At 62.2% G+C, this 21,720-nt stretch carries 13 protein-coding genes; 7 read left to right on the forward strand and 6 right to left on the reverse strand.

From position 1 onward, the window contains the following. Nucleotides 1-204: 204 nt before the first annotated feature. Nucleotides 205-1,053 carry an IclR family transcriptional regulator gene (locus ACSQ36_RS39195; RefSeq protein WP_255631212.1) on the reverse strand — a complete coding sequence of 283 codons (849 nt, stop codon included), beginning with the start codon at nt 1,051-1,053 and terminating at the stop codon, nt 205-207. 140 nt (nt 1,054-1,193) lie between these two features. Here ACSQ36_RS39195 and ACSQ36_RS39200 point away from each other — a divergent pair, with 140 nt between their 5' ends. The 3 genes from ACSQ36_RS39200 (at nt 1,194) to ACSQ36_RS39210 (ending at nt 6,111) form a co-directional block, all read left to right on the forward strand. Next, nucleotides 1,194-2,429 carry an acyl-CoA dehydrogenase family protein gene (locus ACSQ36_RS39200; RefSeq protein ID WP_436186264.1) on the forward strand — a complete coding sequence of 412 codons (1,236 nt, stop codon included), beginning with the start codon at nt 1,194-1,196 and terminating at the stop codon, nt 2,427-2,429. Then, complete coding sequence (locus tag ACSQ36_RS39205; RefSeq protein ID WP_436186265.1) at nt 2,426-4,630, forward strand: acetate--CoA ligase family protein; 2,205 nt, start codon at nt 2,426-2,428, stop codon at nt 4,628-4,630. Before ACSQ36_RS39200 ends, ACSQ36_RS39205 begins: the two co-directional genes overlap by 4 nt. Nucleotides 4,631-4,719: 89 nt before the next feature. Then, nucleotides 4,720-6,111 (forward strand): MFS transporter, encoded by a 1,392-nt coding sequence (locus ACSQ36_RS39210; RefSeq protein ID WP_436186266.1) that lies wholly within the window; start codon nt 4,720-4,722, stop codon nt 6,109-6,111. A gap of 40 nt (nt 6,112-6,151) precedes the next feature. Here the strand turns inward: ACSQ36_RS39210 and ACSQ36_RS39215 are convergent, their stop codons facing one another. The 5 genes from ACSQ36_RS39215 to ACSQ36_RS39235 all read right to left on the reverse strand — a co-directional run bounded on the left by ACSQ36_RS39215 (nt 6,152) and on the right by ACSQ36_RS39235 (nt 17,121). Next, nucleotides 6,152-7,660, reverse strand: coding sequence for an efflux transporter outer membrane subunit (locus ACSQ36_RS39215; protein WP_436186267.1), 1,509 nt, complete (start codon nt 7,658-7,660; stop codon nt 6,152-6,154). Then, entirely contained in the window at nt 7,657-11,004 is a 3,348-nt protein-coding gene (locus ACSQ36_RS39220) for an efflux RND transporter permease subunit (protein ID WP_436186268.1), read from the reverse strand. The genes ACSQ36_RS39215 and ACSQ36_RS39220 overlap by 4 nt, the downstream gene beginning before the upstream one ends. Next, on the reverse strand, nt 11,001-14,138 hold the full coding sequence (locus ACSQ36_RS39225) for an efflux RND transporter permease subunit (protein ID WP_213762797.1): 3,138 nt from the start codon (nt 14,136-14,138) through the stop codon (nt 11,001-11,003). Before ACSQ36_RS39225 ends, ACSQ36_RS39220 begins: the two co-directional genes overlap by 4 nt. 19 nt (nt 14,139-14,157) lie before the next feature. Then, nucleotides 14,158-15,429, reverse strand: a complete 1,272-nt coding sequence (locus ACSQ36_RS39230) for an efflux RND transporter periplasmic adaptor subunit (protein ID WP_436186483.1) — start codon at nt 15,427-15,429, stop codon at nt 14,158-14,160. Between the two features lie 669 nt (nt 15,430-16,098). After that, a complete protein-coding gene (locus ACSQ36_RS39235) occupies nt 16,099-17,121 on the reverse strand; it encodes a LacI family DNA-binding transcriptional regulator (protein WP_436186269.1) in 1,023 nt (340 codons plus the stop codon). Nucleotides 17,122-17,331: 210 nt separating this feature from the next. Between ACSQ36_RS39235 and ACSQ36_RS39240 the strand changes: the two genes are divergently transcribed. The 4 genes from ACSQ36_RS39240 (at nt 17,332) to ACSQ36_RS39255 (ending at nt 21,689) form a co-directional block, all read left to right on the forward strand. Continuing rightward, nucleotides 17,332-18,471 carry an ABC transporter ATP-binding protein gene (locus ACSQ36_RS39240; RefSeq protein ID WP_436186270.1) on the forward strand — a complete coding sequence of 380 codons (1,140 nt, stop codon included), beginning with the start codon at nt 17,332-17,334 and terminating at the stop codon, nt 18,469-18,471. Between the two features lie 115 nt (nt 18,472-18,586). Next, nucleotides 18,587-19,840 (forward strand): ABC transporter substrate-binding protein, encoded by a 1,254-nt coding sequence (locus tag ACSQ36_RS39245; protein WP_213762794.1) that lies wholly within the window; start codon nt 18,587-18,589, stop codon nt 19,838-19,840. A 73-nt stretch (nt 19,841-19,913) separates the two neighbouring features. Then, on the forward strand, nt 19,914-20,819 hold the full coding sequence (locus ACSQ36_RS39250) for a carbohydrate ABC transporter permease (protein ID WP_436186271.1): 906 nt from the start codon (nt 19,914-19,916) through the stop codon (nt 20,817-20,819). 18 nt (nt 20,820-20,837) lie between these two features. Next, entirely contained in the window at nt 20,838-21,689 is an 852-nt protein-coding gene (locus ACSQ36_RS39255) for a carbohydrate ABC transporter permease (RefSeq protein ID WP_436186272.1), read from the forward strand. The last annotated feature ends 31 nt before the right edge of the window (nt 21,690-21,720 follow it).

Raw genomic sequence — 21,720 nt, forward strand, 5'->3', positions numbered from 1 at the left:
TGGCGCAAGAAGATGTCGATGTTTTTCACGCAGCCGCGCTCGGCGCTGGCGGGCGCGACACAGGCAAGCCAGGATTTCGCGCCGGTTACGGTGCAAACTATTGCGCTGCATACGTCGTCGACCCTGATGGGCTGCCGGATCGAGGTTTATTGCGGACAAGCCATTTCGCAGCGTCAGGGACTACCGACCAACCGGCCCGCCACCCTAATAAATCCCCATCGCGCCTTCGACGCTACGCACCATAGACAACAACCGCGGCCCGACGTCTCGTTCCAACTGTCCGTCCTTGAGCAGATACGAAGGCACGCCGCAGTTGAACACGAGGATCTCGCCATCGGCCGCCGGCCTCATCGGCACGGCCACGGCATGTACTTCACGTCGCAGATCGCCGTACGACACGCAAAAGCCGCGCTCATGAAAATAGTCGATGCTCTGCAGCACGCGTTTCCCGAACGTGTTCCATTCATCGGGCGTCTTGACGGAGATCTCATTCAATAGAGCCTCGCGCCGTTCACTCGGCAGCGCCGCGAGAAGCGCACGGCCCATCGCGGTGCGAACGATCGGATAGCTCAAACCGATGTCCGCGGGCAAGCCAAGCGGCGTGTTGCTGCGGCTGCTTTCCAGATACACCACGTTCAGCCGGTCACGCATGCCAAGCGACACCGAACCGCGGATATGGTCCGCCAGCTCCTTCATCGAGGGGCGCGCGATCTGCCGCACGGCGAGACTCGCGAGCAGCGGATAGCCGAGCGATAGCACGGCCGACCCGAGTTGAAACTTGTTGTTCATCCGGTTCACGCGCAGGTAGCCGAGCCTCGTCAGCGTGTACGTGAACCGTGAAATCGTGGCCTTGCTCATGCCGGTGCGCGCGGCGAGTTCAGCGTTGCCGAGCTGGGAATCGCGCGGCGTAAAGGTATGCAGTATGTCTAGGCCGCGTGCGAGCGTAGTGGCGAATTGCCGGTCGCCATCGAATTCATCGGGCACGTAGCGCGCCTTCGACTCCAGATAATCGCTCGCGATCGTGGCCGTGTCCGGCATGTTAGTGCGTCCCATGGCGTCTCCTCCAATTCCCCCATTTTGCTCCCCGTGTTCCGCATATCCAAACTCTGTTCAGCATAGTCGAACACCAAGCGCCTTTTAGTTCGAAAAGTTCGATAGTGAAGCCATAAGCCGAACACATGACGGAGACAGCAATGAGCAGACAAATACTTGAATTCGACGGCGAATTCGATGCATTACTCGCCGACGTAGCGCGCTTCGTGCGGGAAGAGGCGATTCCGCGCGAGAACGAGATCGAGCAGGCGGATCAGGTGCCCGCGGATCTCGTCGAGCGAATGCGCGGCCTCGGCTACTTTGGCTGGAGCATCCCGCGCGATTTCGGCGGCGCGGGCTTGTCGACAGAACAACTTGTTCGCGGCGCATTCGCGCTTTCGCAAGCGTCGGTGGCGTTTCGAGCGCGCGTCGGAACGAACACGGGCATCGGCTCCGAGGCGCTTGTCGCGGACGGTACCGACGAGCAAAAGCAGCGTTACCTGCCGCTCCTCGCATCGGGCGCGATGACGGGCGCGTTCGCGCTGACCGAACCGGATGCCGGGTCCGACGCGACCGCGCTAAAGACAACCGCTCGGCGCGACGGCGACCACTATGTACTCGACGGAGCCAAGTGTTTCATCACGAATGCGCCCATTGCCGACCTCTTCACGGTCATGGCCCGTACCGATCCGTCAATCCCGGGCGCAGGCGGCATCTCCGCGTTCCTGGTCGAGCGCGGCACGCCCGGCCTCTCGACAAGCGAGCCGTATCAGAAGATGGGGCAGGCCGGTTCTCCCGTCGGCGACGTGCATTTCAAAGCGTGCCGCGTCCCGGCAGCGAACCTGATCGGCGCAAAGGAAGGGCAGGGATTTCGCACGACAATGAAAGTGCTGAACAAGCAGCGCATCCACCTCGCCGCGCTGTGCACGGGGCCCGCTATCCGCATGCTCGACGAAGCGGTCGCTTGTACGTCCACTCGCGAGCAGTTCGGCCGGCCAGTCTCCGACTTCCAGCTCGTGCAGGCATTGATAGCCGAGTGCCAGACGGAGATCTATGCCGCCCGTTCGATGATTCTCGACACCGCGCGCAAACGCGATGCCGGCGAGGACGTCGCGCTGGAAGCATCAATGTGCAAGATGTTCGCCTCCGAGATGTGCGGGCGGGTCGCGGACCGGGCCGTGCAGATGCTCGGCGGACGCGGTTATCTCGCGGGCAATGCAGTGGAACGGTTCTATCGCGATGTCCGCGCATTTCGTATCTACGAAGGCACCACGCAGATCCATCAGTTGAACATCGCGAAGATTACGTTGCGGCGCGCGGCACAGGCGAAAGAAGCGCTGGCTGAAGAAACACGGGCGAAGGACAGCGTCGGCACGACCGCTGCGCGTGCCGCATGAGCGCCGCCACGAAGGCACCATGCGCGCTCGATATCGAACGGCTGGTCAGTCCACGGTCGATCGCGATCATCGGTGCGTCGAACGATCCTAAGTCGATCAGCGGCCAGCCGATGCGCTATCTCATGCAGCACGGCTATCAAGGCGCGCTGTATCCGGTGAACCCCAAATACGCTGAAATCGCAGGGGTCGCATGTTACGCGAGCATCGAAAGTCTGCCCGCCACGCCCGACCTCGCGCTGATCCTCGTCGCCGCGCGGCGTGTGCCGGACATGTTGCGCCAGTGTGGGGAGAAGGGCATCCGCTACGCGATCGTCTATAGCTCGGGCTTCGCGGAGGCGGGGGAAGCAGGCGCTGCGCTGCAGCGTGAATGCACGGAGATCGCCAAGGCTTTTGGCCTTCGAATCATCGGCCCGAATTGTCAGGGTCTCGTCAGCACGGACACCGGCGTCTACGCGGGTTTCGGTGCGCCGTTTGGCGTCGACTACCGGCCCGGCGGTCTCTCATTGATCTCGCAGAGCGGCGGATTCGGCTGCGCGCTGTTGCTCATGGCGGACGAACTCGGCATCGGCTTGCGGCATTTCATTACGACCGGCAACGAAGCCGACGTGAGCTTGCTCGACCTCGTCGACGCCTGCATCGACGATACGAAAACGTCGCTGATTGCTACGTATATCGAAGGATTGAAGGATGCGCGCCGGCTTGTCGAAGTTGCGACCCGCGCGCTCGATGCAGGCAAACCGCTGCTTGCGTGGAAGGTCGGCAATACCACCGATGGCGCCAAGGCGGCCGCTTCGCACACGGCGAATCTTGGCGGCGCCTCGACGCTGTATCGCACCGCGTTCCGTCAGACGGGCGTGATCGAAGTCACCGACGTGGCCGATCTCGGCGACTACGCGAAGGCGTTCGAGGCGAAACGCCTTCCGCGCGGTCACCGGATCGCCGTCGTCACGCTCTCGGGCGGCGCCGGCATCCTGATCACCGATGCATGCAGCGAACGGGGCATGACGCTTCCGCCGCTGTCTGCGCAGACGCTTGCCGCGCTCGAGCCTATCGTGCCATCGTTCGCATCACTGAATAATCCCGTTGACCTGACCGCGGGCATCCTTGCCGAGCCGAAGATATTTGCCGATGCCTTGCAGATCATCGCCGACGATCCCGGCATCGATTCGATCGCGATCATGGCGGCGGCTGCAAGCGGCGACGTTGCGCTCGCGATGGCTGAAGCGATTCAGCGTGTCTACCGCGCGACCGACAAGCCGATGATGCTCGCCTGGAATGCGCGCCGCGATATGGCGAGCGAAGCGTACGACGTGATCGAGCAGAGCGGCGTACCACTCTATGCAACGCCCGTGCGCTGCGGGCGCGCGTTCGCGGTGCTCTCAAACTATGCACAAGCACGCCGCGCCCGGGAGGCTGCACGACTCGCACCGGCGCCTTTGCGTCGTCATGTCAGGCAAGCGCACGCGTTGCTCGCCGAGAGCTCGGGTAATCTGACGGAGCACACAGCGCAGGCGCTCCTCGCGCACTATGGCATCGATACCCCCAAGGGCGTGCTGGCGATCAACCGCGATGAAGCGCGGTCGATCGCGCGCTCGATCGGCTTTCCGCTTGTCATCAAGGTCCAGTCGCCCGACATCCCGCACAAGACCGAAGCAGGCGCGGTGCGCGTCGGCATTCGCGATGAGGCAATGCTGATGGCCGCGTTCGATGAAATCGTCGCAAACGCGCGGCGCCATGTTCCCGGCGCGAGGATCGACGGTGTGCTCGTGCAGGAAGAGATCCGCGATGCGGTGGAGATGATCGTTGGTATCGAGAACGATCCGTCGTTCGGACCAGCCGTGATGTGTGGACTCGGCGGGATCTACGCCGAGGTGCTGAAGGATGTGGCGTGGCGCCTCGCGCCGGTCTCGCACGCCGACGCGCACGCGATGATCCGCGAACTGCGCGTGGTCGCAATACTCAACGGCGCGCGCGGCAAACCGCCGGGCGATATCGATGCGCTGGCGGACGCAATTGTTGCAATGTCCGCAATGGCGCTTGACCTCGAACCGGGCCTGAAGGAGTTCGACATCAATCCGCTTTTCGTCCTGCCTGCGGGCAAGGGCGTGCGCGCGGGCGATGCCCTTGCGCGCTGCCTGCCGAAGCGCGAGGCGGTTGTGGACGAGGTTCAGAAAAACGCTCACGCTGTCGTCGACGGATAGTGTCGCGGGGCTTGCCTGACCGCTTTGAAACCGGACGTCGCGGGTACACCGCGACGTCCAAGTCAGTTCGCATTCTTCGCGAGACCATCATGAATAACCAACCGCAACCCGGCGCAGCGACCTCGGGCGACACTACACCCGACGAAGTCGAGCGCACTTATCGAAAGGTGTTTTTCCGGCTGATTCCGCTGCTTTTTCTCTGCTACGTGATCAGCTATATCGACCGTGTGAACATCAGCTTCGCCAAGCTGCAGTTCATGCATGACCTCGGGTTTTCAGAGTCGACGTACGGCCTGGGCGCCGGCCTTTTCTTTATCGGCTATGTGCTCTTCGAGGTGCCGAGCAATCTCTGGATGCAACGAGTCGGCGCGCGACGCACGCTCTTGCGCATCATGTTCGCGTGGGGCCTCGCGTCAAGCCTGATGATGTTCGTTCGCACACCGACGCAGTTCTACGCCATGCGGTTCCTGCTGGGTGTCACCGAAGCGGGCTTCTTTCCGGGGATCATCTTCTATCTGGGCTGCTGGTTTCCCGGTGCCCGGCGCGCGCGCGTGATCGCGTTCCTGATGATGGCCACCGCCGTGGCGGGGATTATTGGTGGCCCGATGTCGGGGTTCATCATGACGCGGCTGGCGGGGGTGGGCGGCTTGCCCGGCTGGCAGTGGCTCTTCCTTCTGGAAGGCGTGCCCGCTGTCACGCTCGGCATCTTCGCGTTCTTCTTTCTCGGCGATTCGCCTGCGGACGTCCGCTGGCTCAGCGGCCGCGAGAAGGCGTTGATCTCGCGCGAACTCCTCGCCGACGAAACGTCGAAGCACTCGGGTCATCTCGACGGACTGCGCGGCGCGCTCGCCAATCCGCGCGTCTATCTCGCGGCGATCGTCTACTTCGCCGTGATGATGCCATTCAATGCAATCGGCTTCTGGGCGCCGACCATTATTCGTGATCTGGGCGTGGCCAACGTGCTCGATGTCGGATTGCTGTCGGCGCTCGTGTTCATCGCGGCGGCGATCGGGACCTACGTTGTTGGCGCGAGCTCCGACCGGATGATGGAGCGCCGCTGGCACGTGGCGGGCAGCGCGGCCGTGACGGCGCTCGCTTTTGCATTATTGCCTGCCGCGGGCCATAACGTCACGATCGGCGTGTGCCTGCTTGCGCTGGCGGCAGCGGCATCGTATGGCTGCTTTGTCGTGTTCTGGACGATCCCGCATACGTTCCTGCCACGCTCGTCGGCGGCAGGCGGGATTGCGATGATTACGAGTCTCGGTGGCACGGGCGGCTTCGTGAGCCCGGCATTCGTGGGCTGGACCAAGATGCAGACGGGAAGCGCGGAGTTCGGGCTGATCGGCCTTGCAGTCGTATTGATGGCGGGAGTCGTATTGATGTTGATTGTCTTCCCCGCCTCGGGGAACACGCTCGCAACGGAGCAGGCCCCCGGCAGCAATGCGCCGGCGCAACCGGGCCTTGGACATACGCATCGGTAGGAAGCGTCGCCAATGAGCCCGCATGGCCTATCCCTTCGCGCTACTGAGCGGCCTGAGTTGCCTCGCTTGCCGGGCTCGCCGCACTTGCCGCTTCCACCGGATGCCGCGGATCGTGCAGTGCGCTGTCCGACCAGCCGCCGCCCAGGTCGCCGATCAGCGAGGCGGCATCGAGCAGCCGCGACTCCTGCACGTTCAATGCGGTTTGCTGATTGCTCAACTGGGTCGCCAGGCTGGTCGCCACGGTGGTGTAGTCCACCGTGCCGGCCTGATACTCGTTGAAGGCAATCTCGGAGCCGTGCGTTGCATCGCGCACGGCGGCATCCAGCGCGTCGGACTGCTCGGCCAGGATACGCAAGCCGGACAGGTCATTCTCGACATCTTCGAACGCGGTCAGCACGGTGCCACGGTAATTGGCGACGGCCGACTGGTAGGCCGCCTTGGCCGCCGCGACTTCGCCGCTGCGCTCGCCGCCGTCGAAGATCGTTTCAGTGGCGCTGCCGCCCAGCGACCAGACGTAATTGGCCACGTGCAGCAAGCCGCCCAACGGCGACTGCGTGAAGCCGTCCAGCGCGGACAGCGACACTGTCGGGTAGTACGCCGCGACCGCGACTCCGATCGCGGCATTCTCGGACGCCATCTGGCGTTCGGCCGTCGCTATATCTGGCCGGCGCTGCAGCAAGGTTGAGGGAACGCCAACCGGAATCGCCGGCAAGGTGGGCATTGCCGTGCTGTGCGGGATGACCAGGTCCTCGGGGTTCTTGCCGACCAGTACCGCAATGGCATGCTCGGATTGGGCGCGCGACACGCCGAGCGCGATCAGGCTCGACTGCGCGGTTTCGAGCTGGGTGCGCGCGGTCACTACGTCGGAAGGCGCAATGGTGCCGAACTTGTCCTGGTCGGACACCACGTCCAGGAAGTGCTGGAACGCTTTGACCGTTTGCTGCAGCAGGTCGATATTGGCGTCGCTGGTACGCAATTCGATCACGGCGGTCGCGAGCGCAATCTGCTCGGAGAGCGTCGCATTCGCGAGCGTCGCTTCACTGGCCTGCGCGGTCGCGGCATTCTGTTCAATCGTACGGCGCACCGAGCCCCACAGGTCGGGCGCCCAACTGACATTGCCCTCGAGCGAGGCCGAGTTGTTCACCGGCTGTATGCCGCCGAAACTGCGGCTCGCGCTTGAGCCGGCCGTACCGGTGCCGCTGCGCTGCCGGGTGCCCGAGCCGGTCACGCCAATCGTCGGGAACAGGCCGGAGCGTGCAACCTTCACTTCGGCGAGCGCCTCCTGATAGTTGGCATAGTCCTGGGCCACGGTCTGGTTGGACACCACCACCAGCGGTTCGAGCTGGTCAAGCAGCGGATCGTTGAAGCCGGTCCACCACGCACCCTTGGGCCCGTCGGCGTTTGGCTCGGCCTGGGTCCAGCCACGCAGTTCGCGGAAGGTCGCAGGGACGCTGACCTGCGGGCGGTGATAGTCCGGGCCGACCATGCAGCCGCCGAGCAGGAGGGCCGCCGCGGCGGCCAGTGGTTTGCAGGGAATCTTCATCTTCATGCCTTCGTATCCGTTTGCCCCGATTGCTCCGGCGGCCCCATTTGTTCCTCTTGCCGGTTCCACGGCAGTCCGGAAGACCACTTGACGAGCTTGAAGCGCAACCGGTCCAGGTACAGGTAGATCACCGGTGTGGTGTACAGCGTAAAGACCTGGCTCAGGATCAGGCCGCCCATCACGGTGATACCCAGCGGCTGGCGCAGCGACGCGCCCTGGCCGATCCCGATTGCGAGCGGCACCGCGCCGAGCACGGCGGCGAACGTGGTCATCATGATCGGCCGCAGACGCACGACGGCGGCGGCATGAATCGCCTCCTTGGCCGCCATGCCTTCGTTGCGTTGCATCTGGATCGCCACGTCCACCATCATGATGCCGTTCTTCTTGACGATACCGATCAGAAGAATCATGCCGATCAACGCGATCACCGAGAACGGCGTGCCGAAAATCAGCAGGGCGAGGGTGGCGCCGATACCGGCCGAGGGCAGCGTCGACAAGATCGTGAGCGGGTGAATCGAACTTTCATAGAGTATCCCCAGGACGATGTAGACCACACCCAGCGCAGCGAGGATCAGCAACGGGATGGTGCCCATTGACTGCGCGTAGGCTTGCGCCGCGCCAGCGAACGCACCGTGGACGCTGGCCGGCATGCCGATTTCGCGTTCCGCGTTCTCAAGCGCCTCTTGAGCCTTGCTGAGCGATCCGCCGGCGGGGAGGTTGAAGGAGATCGTTGCGGCGACCAGCCCGCTCTGATGGTTCACCTGGGTCGACGTATGGTTGTTGACGTAGCTGGCGAGCGCCGGCAACGGCACCATCGTCTCGGCCGAGGTGCTGTCCGCGCTGCCGCTCGAACTGCCGCCCTTGCTGTTGGAGATGCTGTTGTTGGTCGCATTGGCTTGCGCGTTCGAGTTCAGCGAGTTGGTGCTCGACGACGCGCTCGACGCCGTGCTGACTGCGCTCGCGGCCGTCACGCCGGTGACCGTGCCGCCCGGCATTTGCGTCTGCTCCGAGCCGGTCGGATTGCCGGCCGCCGTGCTCATGAAAATCTGCTTGAGCGTCTGCGGATATTGCCAGTACTGCGGCGCCACCTCCATCACCACGAAGTACTGGTTAAGCGCGTTGTAGATGGTCGATACCGTCCGTTGGCCGAACGCGTCATACAGCACGTTGTCGATCTGGTTCGGCGCGAAGCCGTAGCGGGCCGCCGTGGCGCGGTTGAAATTGATGTAGGTCTGCAGACCATTTTGCTGCAGGTCCGAGTTGACGTCGATCAGCTGGCTGCGATCCTTGTTGAGCGCAGTCACGAGCTTGGGCGTCCACTCGAACAGCGCGGCGGAATCATCGCTCGTCAGCGTGTACTGGTATTCGGCAGCCGACTGCCGCCCGCCGATTCGCAGATCCTGCTGCGCCTGCAGGAAAAGCCGCGCGCCGGAGACTCCGTTGAGCTTGGGCCGCAGGCGGTTGACCACTTCGGTCGCGGTCACATGCCGCTGGGCCAGTGGCTTGAGTTCAATAAACACGTTCGCCGTGTTCAGCGCGCGGCCGCCGGTAAAGCCGGCCACCGAGGCGACCGCCGGGTCCTTCTGCACGATCGCTTGCAACTGGGCGAGCTTCTTTTCCATCGCCGGGAAGGAGATGCTCTGGTCGGCGATGATCTGCCCGATCAGGATGCCCGTGTCCTGCTCCGGGAAGAAGGTAGCGGGCAGCAGCTTGAACAGGAAGACGTTCGCCACCAGCAGGCCGATCAGCAACAGGATCACCAGCAGCGAATGGTCCAGCACGGCGGTGAGCGAACGCGAGTAGGCGTTCTTGAAACGATCGAATAGCGCCTCGACCCAGGTCGCCCAGCGGGCCTTTGAATGGCCGGCGTGCTCGCGGCTCAGCACGTACGCGCACATGGCCGGCGTGACCGTGAGCGAGATCACAAGCGAGATCAGGATCGCGATGGACAGCGTCACCGCGAGCTCATGGAACAGCAGACCGACGATGCCCGGCATCAGCAGGATAGGCAGGAACACTGCGATCAGCGAGAGGCTCATCGAGATCACCGTGAAGCCTACTTCGCCACTGCCTTTCAGCGCAGCCTCTTCCGGACTCAGGCCCAGTTCGAGGTGGCGCGTGATGTTTTCCAGCACCACGACCGCATCGTCCACCACGAAGCCGGTGCCGATCGTGAGCGCCATCAGCGAGAGGTTGTCGATGCTGTAGCCGAGCAGGTACATCGGCCCGAAGGTGCCGACGATAGACAGCGGCAACGCCACCGCCGGCACCAGCGTGGCGCGCGGCGACTGCAGGAAGATAAACACCACGCCGACCACCAGCAGCACGGCGATGAACAGCGTGCGCTCGGTATCTCCCACCGACGCCCGGACCGATTCCGACCGGTCGACCGCCACGTTGACGTGGACGCTGCTCGGCAGTGTCGCCTCGATTGCCGGCAGGACATTCCTGATCTGCCTGACCGTATTGACGATATTACTGCCGGGCATTGGATAGACGATCACCAGCACTGCCGACTTGCCGTTATAGAGCCCGGCGTTGCGGATATTTTCGTTGGAGTCCCTGACCTGGGCGACATCGCGCAGCAGCACAGGCGCGCCGTTGCGGTAGGCGACCACCAGGTCGCGGTAAGGCGCCGCCTTGTTGATCTGGTCGTTGGACAAGATCACATAGCGCTGGTCACCCTCGTCGAGGTGGCCCTTCGCGCTGTTGGCGTTGGCCGCGCTGATGGCCGCGCGCACATCTTCGAGGCCGAGGCCGTAGCTGTTCAGTTTGCCCGGCTGCAACTCGACACGCACCGACGGCAACGCGCCGCCGCCTAGCGTGATCTGGCCGACACCGTTCACCTGCGAGAGTTGCTGCTGGATCACGGAATCCGCGGAGTCATAGAGCTGCGCCTTGGTGAGCGTGTCCGAGGTCAGCGCGAGCACCATGATGGGCGAATCCGCCGGGTTGTACTGGCGATAGGTCGGATTGCTGCGCAAGGTGGTCGGCAAGTCTGCACGCGCTGCCTGGATAGCCGCCTCGACGTCGCGGGCGGCGCCGTTGATATCGCGGTTCAGCCCGAACTCGACCACGATCATGGACGAGCCGACATAGCTGATCGAGGTCAGCTCTTCCACGTCGGCAATCGTGCCGAGCCGCCGCTCGAGCGGTTCGGCCACGGTGGAGGCCATGATGTTCGGGCTCGCGCCCGCCATCTGGGCCTGCACCACGATCACCGGGAAAGCGATATTCGGCAGCGGCGCGACAGGCAACTGGAAATAGGCGAGGGCCCCGGAGATCAGGATCGCAATGGCCAGAAGCGTGGTCGCGACCGGGCGCCGGATAAATAACGCCGATATGTTCACGGCGTACCCTCCTCCGGAACCGGCGGCATGTCAGGCGCTTGAGGTTTGTTGCGATTACGCCAGCGCCTCGTGCGCTCCGCCATCCGGTCGAAGAACAGATAGATGACCGGCGTGGTGAAGAGCGTGAGCACCTGGCTCACGGTCAGGCCGCCGATGATCGCCAGACCCAGCGGGCGGCGCAGCTCCGAACCCGTGCCGCTGCCGAGCAGCATGGGCAGGGCGCCGAGCATGGCCGCGAGCGTCGTCATCAGGATCGGCCTGAAGCGCAGCAGCGACGCCTCGAAGATCGCCTCGCGCGGGGGCTTGCCATGGTTGCGCTCGGCGTCGAGCGCGAAGTCCACCATCATGATGGCGTTCTTCTTGACGATACCGATCAGCAGCACGATCCCGATGATGCCGATCACGTCGAGGTCGCTGCCGGCGATCATCAGCGCGAGCAGCGCGCCGATCCCCGCGGAGGGCAGCGTGGAAAGGATCGTGACCGGGTGGATGAAGCTCTCATAGAGCACGCCCAGCACGATATACACCGCCACCAGCGCGGCGATCAGCAGGTACACCTCGCTCGATAACGAGTCCTCGAACGCCTGCGCCGCACCCTGCAGCGAGGAGGTGATCGACGGCGGCAGATTGACCGCCCGTTCCGCTGCGTGGACGTCCCTGACCGCCGTGCTCAACGACGCATCCTTCGCGAGGTTGAACGAGATGGTGACGGACGGGAACTGCGCGAGATGGCTGATCACCAGCGGCGACTTGACGATCTGGATCTTGGCGATCCCGGAGAGCGGCACCTGGCCGGTACTGCTCGTCTGGCTCGGCAGATAGATATTGCCGATCGACTCCACGTTGGGCAGCGACTCGGGCTTGGCGACGAGGATCACCCGGTACTGGTCCGACTGCTGGAAGATGGTCGAGACAATGCGCTGGCCCAGCGCGTCGTAGAGCGCGTTGTCGACGGTGGCCGGGGTGATGCCGAAACGTGCGGCCAGTTGCCGATTGACTTCAACATTCACGCTCAAGCCGTCGGAGTTCATATCGCTTTGCACATCGGCAAGCGATGGGATCTGCTTCATGCGCGCAATCAGTTCCGGCACATACTTCTGGAACGCCTGCTGGTTCGGTCCGCGCAGCACGAAGCTGTACTGGTTCGGCGAGACCGTTGTGTCAAGCGTCAGGTCCTGCTCCGGCTGCACATAGAGCTTGATCCCGGACACATTGGCAACTTCGTCCTGCAGGCGCCGCGCGATCTCCTGCGCCGTGTCTGAACGCTTGTCGTGGTCGCGCAGGTTGATCAGGAAACGGCCGTTGTTAAGCGTGGAGTTGGTGCCGTCGATTCCCACGTAGGAGGTGAGCGAGACCACGTCCGGATCTTTCAGGATCGCATCGGCGAGCGCCCGCTGGCGCGCCACCATCGCCTTGTAGGACACCGAGTTGTCGGCCACGCTGATCCCTTCGATCACGCCGACGTCCTGCACCGGGAACAGGCCCTTCGGGATCACGATGTACATGACGGCGGTCAGCACGACGGTGCCGATCGCGACCATCAGGGTCAGCACCTGATGATCCAGCACCCAGCGCAGGCCCCGTTCGTAGCCGGCGAGCGTCTTGTCGAAGATGCCTTCGCTGATACGCTCGAAGCGGCTCGGATGGCGTTCCGCCTGGGCCTTCAAGAGACGCGCGCAGAGCATGGGCACCACGGTCAGCGAGACCACGGCAGACAGCACGATGGTGACCGCGAGCGTCACCGCGAATTCGCTGAACAGACGCCCGATCACGCCGCCCATGAAGAGCAGCGGGATCAGCACGGCAATCAGGGAGATGGTCAGCGAGAGAATCGTGAAGCCAATCTGCCCGGCGCCTTCGAGCGCGGCCTCAAGCGGCGTCTTGCCTTCCTCCAGATAACGCACGATGTTCTCGATCATCACGATCGAGTCGTCCACCACGAAGCCGGTGGCAATGATCAGCGCCATCAGCGAGAGGTTGTCGATGGAGTAGTTCAACTGGTACATCACGGCCAGCGTGCCGATCAGCGACACCGGCACCGAGATGCTCGGGATGATGGTGGCCGGCACATTACGCAGGAACACGAAGATCACCGCTACCACCAGCACGATCGACAGCCCGAGTTCGAGCGCGGCGTCGGATACCGACGAGCGGATCACGCCCGTGCTGTCCGAGACGACCGTGACCTTCATGCCGGCCGGCAGCGTTGATTCAAGCTGCGGCAACTGCTTCATGATCTGGTTGACGGTGGCAATCACGTTTGCCCCCGGCTGGCGCTGGACGTTCAGCACGATGGCCGGCGTGCCGTTGTACCAGGCGCCGCGCTCGACGTCCTGGGGCGCCGAGGTCACGCTGGCGACGTCGCGCATGAACACCGGTGCGCCATTCTGATAAGCGATCACCGTGTTCAGGTAGTCCTTCGGATCGCTGATCTGGTCGTTGCCGTTGATGGTGTAGTCGAGGTCCGGGCCGTCGAAGTTGCCCTTCGGCTGGCTGACGTTGACGTAGCTGAGCAGCGTGCGCAGGTCGTCGATATTCAGGCCATAGGCCGCCAGCTTGTGCGGGTCCGCTTCCACGCGGACGGCGGGTACATTGCCGCCGCTGGTGGTGACGACACCCACGCCCGACACTTCCGAAATCTTCGTCCCGAGGCGGTTATTGGCGGCGTCTTCCAACTGCGTGAGCGACATCGATGTCGAGGTGACCGCCAGCGTCAGGATCGGCTGGTCCGCCGGATTCACCTTCGCATAGGTCGGCGGTCCGGGCAGGCCAGTCGGCAGGAAGCTGTTGGCCGCATTGATGGCCTGCTGGACATTCTGCTGGGCGACGTCGAGGTTCAGCGACAGGTCGAACTGCAACGTGATGACCGAGGCGCCGTCCGAACTGTACGAGGTCATCTGTTGCAAGCCGGGAATCTCGCCCAGTTGCACTTCGAGCGGCGCGGTCACCGTGGTGGCCATCACGTCCGGGCTCGCGCCCGGATAGAAGGTCTGCACCTGGATGGTCGGATAGTCGACGTTGGGCAGCGAGGAGACCGGCAGCACGCGCACGGCGACAAGGCCCACTAATACGAGGGCGATCATCAGCAGCAGCGTGGCTACCGGTCTAAGAATAAACAGGCGGGAGATATTCATCGGGGGACGAGTTCGGCTTCTACGAGGCTGCGTCGGCCGCAGCCGCGCCCGAGGCGCTACCGTGGGCGTGCTTATGCTGACCCTGAGCGCCGCTCGCCGCGCCCGCTCCGGACGCCGGCGCTTCGGCAACAGCGCCGCCCGATGCAGGCCGCGCTGCTGCCGCCTTGATACTCGCGCCGTCGCTCAAGCGGTCGGTGCCGTCGGTCACCACGATGTTGCCTGCAGCAAGCCCCGACGTAATGACCGTGTTCTTGCCGTCGCTTGGGCCGAGGGTGACCTTATGCACGGACACGGTATTGTTGGTGTTCACGAGGTAGACATAGTCGCCCGGCGCGCCGGTTTGCACCGCCGGCGTGGGTACCAGCACGGCATTTTGCAAGGTATCGACGAGCAGCTTGACGTTGACGAACTCGCTCGGGAACAGCGCCTCGTCGTCGTTGGGGAACGTTGCCCGCAGGGTTATCGTGCCCGTGCTCGTCGCCATCTGGTTGCTGACCGCGTAGAGCGTGCCGGTGGCGATCTCCTTCGAGTTGTCGCTGCTGTAGGCGGTGACCGGCAGGCTCGCGCCTCCGTTCATGCGCTGCAGCACACTTGCGAGCGAGTCTTGCGGCACCGTGAATTGCACGGTGGTGGGTTTCATTGTGGTGATGACCACGATACCCGGCGACGACGAAGCCGTCACGTAGTTGCCCGGATCGACGAGGCGCAGGCCGACGCGCCCGGAAACCGGCGCGATGATATGGCAATAAGCCAGGTCGAGGTCGAATTGCGCAATGTTGGCCAGGTCGGCCTTCACCGCGGCCTCGTCCTGCTGCACGAGGAACTGCTGGTCGGCAAAGGTCTGCTCGGCAATGGACTTGCGCTCGTTCAACTGCGTGAAGCGGACGAGATCGGCGCGTGCCTGCGCGAGCGAAGCCCGGTCCTTGGCGAGTGTTGCCTCGGCCTGCTGCTTGTCGATCTCATACTGGCGCGGATCGATCTGGGCGAGGAATTGCCCTTTCTGCACGTCCTGGCCTTCGCGATAGCCGACCGACGTCAGGTATCCGCTCAGTTGAGGCAGCACGGTCACGGTGGCGGTGGGCGTCACCGTACCCAGTTCGTTCAGGACTTCCGGCATCGACCCGAGCGTCGCGGTGGAGACCGTCACCACTTGCGGTGCGGCCGCGCGCGGCGGTTTCTTGGCCCGCAGCAAATGCACGACCACGACTCCTATCAGCACCAGCACTGCCAACAACAGCACGAAACGCCAGCGCCTCGGGCGCTTTACCTGCGTGGAACCGGTGTCGCTCATACCACTCATACCTACGCCCTCCGAAAACAAACTCTGCCCTGGATAACCGGGTGGTCCGATAAAGAACCCAGCCCGGCGAGTGCCACATGTCTTTCATTTCCGGCTTAGCCGGAGTTGACGGAAGCTCCGTCATGGTCCGCAAAAAAGCTCGCTGGGTCAGCCGGGCATTCCTGCGGTCTTATTCTCTTGTTCGTCAGCGAAACTCTTGGGCCGAGATCCGGCGACGACGGGGGCGTACTTTTGAATTCGCGTTGTGCCTGCTCTTCAGGTTCCATTCGCCTGTAGGCGGACACGGCGTGGTATCGAAAAGATGGAGCCCCCTGTGATCAAACGAGTGCATACAAGTTCAACGGGTTAATTGCAACGATGCCCAATGAACGAATCAAACCGTACCGCAGTGTAACGAACCGGAGGCAGGTTTTTGAACGATCGTGTGGGGCGAAGCATTCCGAATCGTTACGATAGGAGCGTGAGTAACGTCGTGTAATACGACGGCGTACTTTCTCAGGAAAGTACCGCAAATATCATCGATATGGGGTGCTATCGACTATTGTTAGGTTTATGAAAGTAAATAGAAAGATATAACGCTACTATTACAAATAGCTTGTGCATTCCTAACTAAATGGTCGCATGAAGAATATCAACGCCGCCCGTTAATGCGTGAATGCTTCAGGTTGATTCCGGTCGCCGTGGACCCGTCGATGCACGTACAACCAGTTTCGGCGGCGGAGCGAGGACCATCGACGGTTGCACTTCGGGCACTTGAATGAGCCGGATAAGCCGATCAATAGACAACTCCGCTATGGCCGCGGTCTGGATCGCGACGGTCGTCAAAGCGGGATGTACCTGATGCGCAAGCTGGATGTCCGTAATGCCGATCACCGACACGTCATCCGGCACCTTGCGGCCAAGCGTGATCAACGCCTGCGCCGCGCCTATCGCTAACAGATCGTTGGTCGCGAAAATGGCGGTGAGGTGCGGCCGGTTCGCCATCAACTGCATGCAGGCGGCATAACCCGCGTCTATGGAATCGCGGATCTGCAGCACGGCCGCGGCGTCTGCTTCAATCCCGGCCTCGCGCATGGCGGCGCGAAACCCGTTGGAACGAGCATCCTGCAAGCCGCCGCAACCATCGCCGATCAGCAGGCCGATCTCACGGTGGCCGAGTTCGAGCAGATGCCCGGCGGCCAGCGCGCCCGCCTGGGCAAAATTCACTGCTATGCAGGGCAGGGCGGGCGGCGTCTCGGGATGCTCCCACATGGCCAGCAGGATAGGCGCGCTGTGCATGGCCGACGCGCACAGGTCGTTGATGGCAATGTCCGTGTTCATCACGAGTACGCCGTCCGCCAGCGTTCCCGCGATCTGATTCAGATAAGCGCGGCCAATCTCGGCGTCGTCGTCGGTATTGCACACCATCAGGAAGTGGCCTGCCTTGCGGGCCGCGCGCTCGGCCGCCAGCACGAACTCGGGATAGAACGGGTTCGATATATTGGAGAGCATCAAGGCCAAGGTCGACGAACGGCCTTCGGCCAACGCACGCGCGTTCAGGTTGGGCCGATAGCCAAGATCAGCAATCGCTTTCAGCACGCGGTCGGCCGTTTCCGGGCGGACTTTTTCGCGATTGCGCAGAACGTTGGACACGGTTGCCGCAGTGACATGCGCGCGCTTCGCAACTTCGGACAGAGTGACCATTTATCTAGTTATCCCACATTCAGGGAATGCGATTCAAATGTTGCAAGCGGTTGGCGACGTTGATAACTTTCTGGAAAACGGAAAACACAACCGAGACACGCATCATGACTTTTTTCATCGTACCTGAATTTAAGCGGTTAAATAACCGCTGCACAAGGCCCTGCCGTCTATTTTTCTCAAAAATTTAAGCGGTTAAATTGGAGAGATGGCATGGCAACGATCCGTCTTGAGAACGTCGAGAAGTCGTACGGTGATCATCCGCCGGTGATCCGGCGTGTGAACCTGGACATCGCGCAGCATGAGTTTTGCGTTTTCCTGGGGCCGTCGGGTTGCGGCAAGTCCACCTTGCTGAGAATGATCGCGGGTCTGGAAGACCTGAGCGAAGGCGAGCTGCATATTGGCGGGCGTCTCGTGAACGATGTTCCTGCTGCGGCGCGCGGCGTTGCGATGGTGTTCCAGAGCTACGCGCTGTTTCCGCACATGACCGTGTTCGACAACATGGCGTTCGGCCTGAAACTCGCGAAGCAGCCCAAGGACGTGATCGAGCGGAAGGTGCGTGAAGCCGCGCGCATCCTGCAACTGGACAGCTACCTCGACCGGTTTCCCAAAGCACTTTCCGGCGGTCAGCGGCAGCGTGTAGCGATTGGCCGGGCCATCGTGCGTGAACCCGGCGTGTTCCTGTTCGATGAACCGCTGTCGAATCTGGACGCTGCACTGCGCGGCCAGACGCGCGTGGAAATCGCCCGGCTGCACCAGCGCTTTGCAGACGCGAGCGTGGTCTATGTCACCCACGATCAGGTCGAGGCGATGACGCTTGCCGACAGGATCGTGCTGTTGCACGCAGGCGCGGACGCGCAGAGATTCGGCAGCATCGCGCAGACCGGTGCGCCGCTTGATCTGTATCACCATCCGAAGTCGCGCTTCGTGGCGGGTTTCATCGGCTCACCGAGAATGAATTTCATCGATGCCGTGGTCGAGTCGATCGGTGCGGGCATGGTGACGGTTGCGCTCGCGCAAAGCGGCGAATGCTTAGTTGTCCATGTCGATTCAAAGCAACTGCAGCCCGGCCAGCCGGTCACGCTCGGCGTGCGCCCCGAACATCTGCGGCTCGATGGCAGCGAGCAATCCATTCAGTGCGTCGCGGTGCTCTCGGAGGAGCTAGGCGAGCACAGCTACATTCACGCGGATCACGCGGGCGGCACGCTCGTCGCGAAGGCGCTCGGCGATACATCGATCGGTCCGGGCGAGCGTATTCGCATTCACGTTCCGGCTTCGGCGTGCCATCTGTTCGACGCGGATGGACTTGCGTTTCGGCGCAGCATGTTCGAGCCTGAACGAGCTGCGGCTTAGAGCACGGGTGCGCGAGTGCACAGAAGCATGGATTCAAACCCAATTCCGCCACAGAGCGGGTACATCGTCTGGCAGTTAATCGCTGTCAGCCAACAAGGTAGTCAAGGAGACAAAGATGATTGCTCATCGCCTTCGCAGTCTGGCTCATGCATCAGTGGCGGCCGCGCTGGTGGCAGGCTTACTCGGCTGCGCCGTGGCCGACGCCGCCACACTGACTGTCAACGTATCGGCGCGCGGTAACCAGCGTTCGACCTGGCAGGACGCGTTCGACAAGTTCAAACAAGCTAACCCCGACGTGGACCTCAAGGTGACCTATGTCACCGAAGAGGCGTACAAGGTCCAGATGGGCGGCTGGCTCGCCACCGATCCGCCCGACGTAGTCTCGTGGCACGACGGTGAGCGCATGGCGTATTACGCAGAACGTGGCCTGCTGGAAGACTTGTCGCCCGACTGGAGCAAGAACGGCTGGTCGCAGCAATACGCGTCGGTGAAGGAAGCGTCCACGTACAAGGGCAAGCAATACGCGGCGCCGCTCGGCTATGACGCTTACGGCTTCTTCTATCGGAAGGATCTGTTCGAAAAGGCGGGTATCAAGGGCGAGCCGAAAACCTGGGATGAATTTCTCGATGCCTGCAAGAAGCTGAAGGCAAGCGGTGTTGCGCCGATCGCCGTTGCCGCGCGCGATAGCTGGACGCTTGCCGCATGGTTCGACTATCTCGACCTGCGCATCAACGGCAACGCGTTTCATCAGCAATTGATGGCAGGCGAAATTCCGTACACCGATCCGCGCGTCAAGAAAGTCTATGCCGCGTGGAAAACGCTGATCGACGACCATTACTTCATCGACAATGCGTTGTCCTACGATCTCGATTCCATCGCGCCTTTTCTCGCGAACGGCAAGGCTTCGATGATGCTGATGGGCACGTTCTTCTCGGCGAGCATTCCGGCTTCCATTCGTCCGCAAACGGGCTTCTTCCGTTTCCCGGTCATCGACGCGAACGTCCCGACGGCCGAAGACGGGCCAGTCAATGTCCTGCTGATTCCGGCGAAGGCAAAAAACAAGGCTGATGCCCACAGGCTGCTGGCTTTCATGGAGCAGCCACAGATCAACGCCGATCTCGCCAAGGGCTGGGGGCAACTGCCGTCGAACAGTCAGGCTGCTGAACCTGAAGACGAAATTTCGAAGGTCGGTTTCCAGACGCTCGCAAATACGAAGGGCGGCATTGCGCAGTTCTACGATCGCGACATGACGAAGGAAATGGCCGACGAAGGGATGAAGGCGATGCAGCAGTTCTATAGCGATCCGTCGCAACTCGACGCCGTGCTCGCTCGCCTTGAAGCGACCCGCAAGCGCATCTACAAGAAATAAGCCCGGCGGCGCCAGCGGTTGCAGGTTGTATCAACCGTCGGCGCTCGTCAACGATCCCTGACGAGGCCCGATCATGTCTGATTCCGTAGCGCGTCGCATACCTGCGGCTCGGCGCCGGCACGTCTCTACTACACTTCGTCATCAGCACCGCGCCGCGTTTTTCTTCCTGCTGCCGGGCTGTGCGTTGTTTTGCCTGTGCGTGGTGTATCCGATCATCAGCAGCATTTCCCTCAGTTTTTATAACTGGGACGGGATGACGCCGAAGACATTCGCCGGCTTCGATAACTACATCGAACTGTTCCACTCGGACACGTTCTACACGGCGCTCAAGAACAACCTGATCTGGCTCGCGCTGTTCCTGCTTGCGCCGCCGTTCGGTCTGCTGTTCGCGTTGTATCTGAACCAGCATGTTCGTGGCATGCGCATTGTGAAGTCACTGTTCTTCGCGCCGTTCGTGCTGTCAGGCGTGGTGGTGGGTCTCGTGTTCAGCTGGTTTTATGACCCGGGCTTTGGCTTGTTGCGTTTGATTGTCGGCCACGGCATTCCTGTACTTGGCAATCCGCACACGGTGACGCTCGGTATCATCTTCGCCGCGCTGTGGCCGCAGACGCCGTTCTGCATGGTGCTGTACTTGACGGGTCTGACGGCCATCAATCCGGAAGTGGTTGAGGCGGCGCGCATGGAAGGTGCGAAGGGCGTGGCGCTGCTATGGCATGTGATCCTTCCGCAATTGCGGCCCGCTACCTTCATGGCGGTGGTGCTCACCGTGATCGGTGCGCTGCGCAGCTTCGACCTGATCGCCGTGATGAGCGGCGGAGGGCCGTTCGACAGTTCCACCGTGCTCGCCTATTACATGTACGACCAGGCGATCAAGTACTACCGCGAAGGATATTCCGCGGCGATTGCAGTCGTGCTGTTCGCCATCATGCTCGTCTATATCGTGTTCCATCTGCGCCGCATGCTGCGCGAAGAACGCTGATTCCAGGAGTTACGTGTCATGTATCCGCTTCCTGTTGAACGCTGGAAACCGCTTAACCGCAGGCTGTACAAAGCGTCGTTGCCAATCGCGCTTCTGATATGGCTGCTGCCTATGCTCGCAGTGCTCGTCACGTCTATACGCTCTTCGGAGGAGTTGTCGCAAGGTGATTATTGGGGCTGGCCGAAGCATTTTGCGCTGATCGAAAACTACGGCACGGCGCTTACGCAAACGCCCATGCTGCATTACTTCGCCAATAGCGTGCTGATCACGGTGCCGTCGGTGATCGGTGCGATCGCGCTGGCTTCGATGGCGGGTTTTGCTTTGGCTATCTACAAGTTCCCGGGTAATACCGCCGTGTTGTTCGCGTTCGTCGCCGGCAACTTCGTACCCATCCAGATCCTGATGATTCCGGTACGCGACATGGCGTTGAAAGTAGGGCTGTTCAATACCGTGTGGGCGCTGGTGATTTTTCATGTGTCGTTTCAGACCGGTTTTTGCACGCTGTTCCTGCGCAATTTCATCAAGCAGTTGCCGTTCGAATTGATCGAGGCGGCGCGCGTGGAAGGGGCGAGTGAATGGACCATCTACCTGCGCATTGTGTTGCCGCTGATCCGGCCTGCGCTCGCCGCGCTCGGCATTCTTGTGTTCACGTTTGTCTGGAACGACTATTTCTGGGCGCTATGCCTTACGCAAGGCGATGAGGCCGCGCCAATCACCGTGGGCGTCGCTGCGCTCAAGGGGCAGTGGACGACTGCGTGGAACCTGGTTGCGGCTGGGTCGGTGCTGGCCGCATTACCGTCGGTGCTGATGTTTTTTGCGATGCAAAAGCATTTCGTTGCTGGGCTGACTTTTGGGGCTAGTAAGGGGTGAGTTGAGCTTGTGATCGCTGACGCTTAGGGGG

It is taken from the genome of Caballeronia sp. LjRoot34 (genome assembly GCF_964253815.1).
In the GTDB taxonomy this organism is placed as follows: Bacteria; Pseudomonadota; Gammaproteobacteria; order Burkholderiales; family Burkholderiaceae; genus Caballeronia.